Source organism: Streptomyces sp. (assembly GCF_031178505.1).
GTDB lineage: Bacteria > Actinomycetota > Actinomycetes > Streptomycetales > Streptomycetaceae > Streptomyces > Streptomyces gulbargensis.
In genome coordinates this window covers 1-4,759 of record NZ_JAPSIW010000559.1, presented here as the reverse complement: position 1 = coordinate 4,759, position 4,759 = coordinate 1, and the positions used below count along the sequence as shown (strand labels likewise).

The 4,759-nt window shown below is 74.7% G+C and carries 4 protein-coding genes and 1 pseudogene; 2 read left to right on the top strand and 3 right to left on the bottom strand.

The window, feature by feature from the left end:
- The 3 genes and pseudogenes from RIF68_RS27720 to RIF68_RS27710 all read right to left on the bottom strand — a co-directional run.
- A pseudogene (locus tag RIF68_RS27720) lies at positions 1–240 on the bottom strand (hypothetical protein); the annotation flags it as partial.
- Between the two features lie 416 nt (positions 241–656).
- A complete protein-coding gene (locus RIF68_RS27715) occupies positions 657–1,169 on the bottom strand; it encodes an SRPBCC family protein (protein ID WP_309054034.1) in 513 nt (170 codons plus the stop codon).
- Positions 1,166–2,527, bottom strand: coding sequence for a diaminopimelate decarboxylase (locus RIF68_RS27710; RefSeq protein WP_309054033.1), 1,362 nt, complete (start codon positions 2,525–2,527; stop codon positions 1,166–1,168). The genes RIF68_RS27715 and RIF68_RS27710 overlap by 4 nt, the downstream gene beginning before the upstream one ends.
- Positions 2,528–2,642: 115 nt before the next feature.
- Between RIF68_RS27710 and hutU the strand changes: the two genes are divergently transcribed.
- Entirely contained in the window at positions 2,643–4,331 is a 1,689-nt protein-coding gene (hutU, locus tag RIF68_RS27705; RefSeq protein ID WP_309054032.1) for a urocanate hydratase, read from the top strand.
- A gap of 17 nt (positions 4,332–4,348) precedes the next feature.
- Positions 4,349–4,759 (top strand): M28 family peptidase (locus RIF68_RS27700; RefSeq protein WP_309054035.1); only part of this gene is annotated, 411 nt, incomplete at its 3' end.

The following is a 4,759-nucleotide window of genomic DNA, read 5'->3' as shown; positions in this document are numbered from 1 at the left end:
CCCGGGTGCCCCCGGTGGGCCGGGCGGAGCCGGCACGGTGGTGTCGGGTGCCGTGAAGGTGTCGAACTCGGCCGCCGCCCGCGCCAGTTCCGCGGTCTCGGCGGCCGAGGTCTCGTGGTCGCCGGCCGGTGCGGCCCCGGCCGTCCCGAGCGCGAGCCCGCTGGTCCAGTCGACGAGGGCGGCGCCGCGGGCACCCGGCAGGGACATGGCCTCCTGAAGGCACTCGTCGATTCCGGGCACGCGGATTCCCCTCCCGATGCGGCGCGCGAACGTACGGCAGTGACGGTGACGTTACTGAACGTTCCGGGGGCCGGGAGCCGTTCCGGCATTTTCCATCGGAACATGCCCGGCGGGGTGGGAAAGGTTGGCGTGAAGGCGTCGCCCGGGGTGGCGCGTTGCCGCCGTTGCGGGGGCGTTCGCACGTGGGCGCGGGCGGGCGGGTCGGGGAAACGCGTGCCTCCGGGCGCGGCCCCGCCCGGAAACCCGTCCCTCAAGGGGCGGCCGCCGCGAGTCCGTCAGGTACGGGCTCGGCCCGGGAGCCCGCGCCCGCCCGTCCGGCGGTACGGCGCACGGCCGCCAGGGCTCGTGCGGCCGGCCCGCCGGGAGCCCGCGCCCTGGTCCCGCCCGCCCGTCCGGTGCCGTTCGACCCTCTCCCCTCAGACCCGGGACTCCACCGTCGCCGCGATGTCCGACAGGTCCTTCGCCAGGGCCCTCGCCACCGCCCGGGTCCCGACGCGGGTGAGCAGCCGGGCCAGCGGGCCCGGGGCGCGGCCGTCGGCGCGCTGGGCGGAGAAGGCCATCCGCAGCAGGGTCGCCGGGGGCCGGGCGCCCGCGCCCGCCGCGGGGCCGGTCCCGGCGGCGGGGTGGAGGGTGATCTCGGAGACGTACCGCATGCCGTGGGACTCCGCGAGCGTCACGTACCGGTCGGGCGGTTCGCACGCCGTCACGGTCATCTCCTCCGTCGCCTCTTTGCCCAGCATCCGCCGGGTCTCGCGCCAGCGGGTGCCCTCGCCGAAGACGCCCTCGGTGAGGATCTCGACGCGTTCGACGCCGGAGAGCATCCGGGGCAGGTCCGGGAGGTCGGTGATCGCCTCCCAGACCCGTCCGGGCGAGGCGGCGACCCGGCGTTCCACGACGACGGTGGTGGTGTCCTTGCCCGCTGCGGTCATGGGTCCATGGAAGCCGGGCCGCCGGGGCCGCGCCACCGCACGAGCGCGTCGGCGTGGGCCCCGCCCGACTCGGCGACGATCTCGGCCAGGGTCTGCGGTTCGCGGACGGTCGCGAACGTCACCGTCCCGTCGCCGTCGGCGGTGAAGCCGTGGATGCCCGGCCGCGGCAGGCTGTTGTAGGCGTAGTGGTGGGCGAAGTAGTACGCGCCGGTGTCCGGGACGGCCACGATGTCGCCCGGCCGCAGCAGCGGGAGCGCCCGGCCGGTGGCGAGCAGGTCGCCGGCGAAGCAGGCGGGCCCGGCGACGTCCTGGACGACGGCCTCGCCGTCGCGGGGGCGGCCCTCGGCGTCGTACGCGAGGACGCGCAGCGGCCAGGACCCGGGGGCGTAGACCGTACGGGTGGCGACCTGGACGCCCGCGTGGGTGACGGCGATGGGCCGGCCGCCGGAGGTCTTGGTGTACTCCACGCGGGCGAGGATCGTGCCGTGCTTGGCGAGCAGGGAGCGGCCGAACTCGGTGACCAGGCCGTACCGCCCGTCGAAGAGGCCGGGGACGGTTTCCGCGAGGAGCCGGGCGTAGGCGGCGTAGGCCGGGTTCTCCTCGTCGGAGGTGAAGTCGACCGGCAGGCCGCCGCCGATGTCGAGGGTGTCGATCCGCTGCCGGCCGGCCCGGGCGTTGATCTCCTCGGCGAGGGCGTGGACCTCGCGGACGGCCTCGGCCATGAGGGCGAGCGGGACGCCCTGGGAGCCGGTGTGGGTGTGCAGGCGGGTGAGCCAGGGGCGGTCGAGGAAGGCCTGGACGACGGCCTCGCGGGCGCCTTCGTCGCGCAGGGCCACGCCGAACTTGGAGGTGGCGGTGGCGGTCGAGAGCGCTTCGATGGAACCAGCTCCGACCTGCGGGTTCACTCGGAGGCCGAGGGGTGAGGTGGTGGGCGCGGAGGCGACGAGCGCGTCGAGGCGGGCCAGCTCCTGGAGGTTGTCGGCGTTGACGGCGATGCCGAGCGCCAGGGCCTCGCGCAGCTCGGCGGGGGTCTTGGCGGGGGAGTCGAGCACGGTGCGGGCGGGCGGGACGCCGGCGGCGCGGGCGAGGGCGAGCTCACCGGGGCTGGCGACCTCGGCGCCGAGCCCGGCCGTGTGGAGCAGCCGCAGCACGGGGACGAGCGGGGCGGCCTTCACGGCGAAGGCGTGCAGGACGGGCGCGTCGGTGACGGCGGCGAAGGCGCTGGTCAGAGCGGCGGCGGAGGCGCGGATGCCGGCGGTGTCGAGGAGGGCGACGACAGGGCGGTCGGGGGTGAGGAGTCCGTGGGCGACGGCGGCCCGGACGGCGTGATCGCGGCGGTGGGAGGCCATGGCGCCCATCCTGGTCGGCCTCCCGGGGCGGTGTCAGGGGGACAGCTGGGGCGGGCCCTGTTGACTACATCTATTCATCACGTCAGGATGTGAATATCTGGTCGACATTCGAGGAGGCATCGCCATGTCAGGACCCCGCCCCGTACGGGCCCCGCGCGGTACGGAACTGAGTGCCCTGGGATGGCAGCAGGAAGCCGCCCTCCGCATGCTCCAGAACAACCTCGACCCCGAGGTCGCCGAGCACCCCGACAAGCTCGTCGTCTACGGCGGCACCGGCAAGGCCGCCCGTGACTGGCGCTCCTTCGACGCCATGGTCCGCACCCTGCGCACGCTGAAGCAGGACGAGACGATGCTCGTCCAGTCCGGCCGCCCGGTCGGCGTCATGCAGACCCACGAGTGGGCCCCGCGCGTCCTCATCGCCAACTCCAACCTCGTCGGCGACTGGGCCAACTGGGAGGAGTTCCGGCGCCTGGAGCAGCTCGGCCTCACCATGTACGGCCAGATGACCGCCGGCTCCTGGATCTACATCGGCACCCAGGGCATCCTCCAGGGCACGTACGAGACCTTCGCCGCCGTCGCCGCGAAGAAGTTCGGCGGCACCCTCGCCGGAACCATCACCCTCACCGCCGGTCTCGGCGGCATGGGCGGCGCCCAGCCGCTCGCCGTCACCATGAACGACGGCGTCGCGATCTGCATCGACTGCGACCCGCGCGCCATCGACCGGCGCATCGAGCACCGCTACCTGGACGTGAAGGCCGACAACCTCGCCCACGCCCTCCAGCTCGCCACCGAGGCCCGCGACGCCCGCCGCCCGCTCTCCATCGGCCTCCTCGGCAACGCCGCCGAGCTGCTCCCGCGGATGCTCGCCGAGGGCGCCCCCGTCGACATCGTGACGGACCAGACCTCCGCCCACGACCCGCTCTCCTACCTGCCCGTCGGCATCGCCTTCGAGGACATGGCCGACGCCGCCGCCAAGGACCCGGCCGGCTTCACCACCCGCGCCCGCGAGTCCATGGCCCGGCACGTCGAGGCCATGGTCGGCTTCATGGACGCCGGCGCCGAGGTCTTCGACTACGGCAACTCCATCCGCGGCGAGGCCCAGCTCGCCGGCTACGACCGGGCCTTCGCCTTCCCCGGCTTCGTCCCCGCCTACATCCGCCCGCTGTTCTGCGAGGGCAAGGGCCCCTTCCGGTGGGCCGCCCTGTCCGGCGAGGCCTCCGACATCGCCAAGACGGACAAGGCGATCCTCGACCTCTTCCCGGAGAACGAGTCCCTCCACCGCTGGATCAGGATGGCCGGCGAGCGCGTCCACTTCCAGGGCCTGCCCGCCCGCATCTGCTGGCTCGGCTACGGCGAGCGCGACCGCGCCGGCGAGCGCTTCAACGACATGGTCGCGAGCGGCGAGCTGGCCGCCCCGCTGGCCATCGGCCGCGACCACCTCGACTGCGGCTCCGTCGCCTCCCCGTACCGCGAGACCGAGGCCATGCTCGACGGCTCCGACGCCATCGCCGACTGGCCGCTGCTCAACGCCATGGTCAACGTCGCCTCCGGTGCCTCCTGGGTCTCCCTCCACCACGGCGGCGGCGTCGGCATGGGCCGCTCGATCCACGCCGGCCAGGTCACCGTCGCCGACGGCACCCCGCTGGCGGGCGAGAAGATCCGCCGCGTCCTCACCAACGACCCCGGCATGGGCGTCATCCGGCACGTCGACGCCGGGTACGACATCGCGGAGCGGGTCGCGGACGAGAAGGGCGTCCGCGTCCCCATGCGCGAGGGCGGCTCCGCCACCGGCACCGCGGAAGGCACGGCGTGAGCGAGAGCTTCCACGCCATGTGGCGGTCGCTGCGGCCCCTCGGCCGCAGCGCCGCCTCGGGCGGCTACCGCCGCTACGCCTGGACCGAGGCCGACACCGACTGCCGCCTCTGGTTCCGGATGCAGGCCGAGGCCCGCCGCCTGGACTACGAGGTCGACCGGAACGGCAACCAGTGGGCCTGGCTCGGCGACCCCGCCGCCGGCGACGCCGTCGTCACCGGCTCCCACCTGGACTCCGTCCCCGACGGCGGCGCCTTCGACGGCCCCCTCGGCGTCGTCTCCTCCTTCGCCGCCCTCGACGAACTCCGCTCCCGCGGCGTCTCCTTCCGGCGGCCCCTGGCCATCGTCAACTTCGGCGACGAGGAGGGCGCCCGCTTCGGCCTCGCCTGCGTCGGCTCCCGCCTCACCGCCGGCCACCTGACGAAGGAG